The 567-nt window shown below is 51.9% G+C and carries 1 rRNA gene; it reads right to left on the reverse strand.

The features are described 5' to 3' along the window. Nucleotides 1-39 precede the first annotated feature (39 nt). Nucleotides 40-567: ribosomal RNA gene (locus HPC41_RS00005) — 23S ribosomal RNA — on the reverse strand; the annotation flags it as partial.

Consider the following 567-nt stretch of genomic DNA (forward strand, 5'->3'; position numbering starts at 1 on the left):
GTTTCAAAAATTAAAGAGGAAGACAACAGTGTCTGTCTGCTTGAGAAAGCTTCGGGCTATTAGTACCACTTGGCTTTGGTCTCTCAACCTTTACACCTATGGCCTATCAACGTAGTCATCTCCTACGACCCTATTAGGAAGTCTCATCTCGTGGCTAGTTTCGCACTTAGATGCTTTCAGCGCTTATCTATTCCAGACGTAGCTACCCTGCCGTACACCTGGCGGCATAACAGGTTCACCAGAGGTCTGTCCAACCCGGTCCTCTCGTACTAAGGTCAGATCCACTCAAACTTCCAACGCCCACAACAGATAGGGACCGAACTGTCTCGCGACGTTCTGAACCCAGCTCGCGTGCCACTTTAATGGGCGAACAGCCCAACCCTTGGGACCTTCTCCAGCCCCAGGATGTGACGAGCCGACATCGAGGTGCCAAACCTCCCCGTCGATATGAGCTCTTGGGGGAGATCAGCCTGTTATCCCCAGCGTACCTTTTATCCTTTGAGCGATGGCCCTTCCATACAGAACCACCGGATCACTATGTCCGTCTTTCGACCCTGTTCGACTTGT

Source organism: Sphingobacterium prati (genome assembly GCF_013167215.1).
GTDB classification, from domain to species: domain Bacteria; phylum Bacteroidota; class Bacteroidia; order Sphingobacteriales; family Sphingobacteriaceae; genus Sphingobacterium; species Sphingobacterium prati.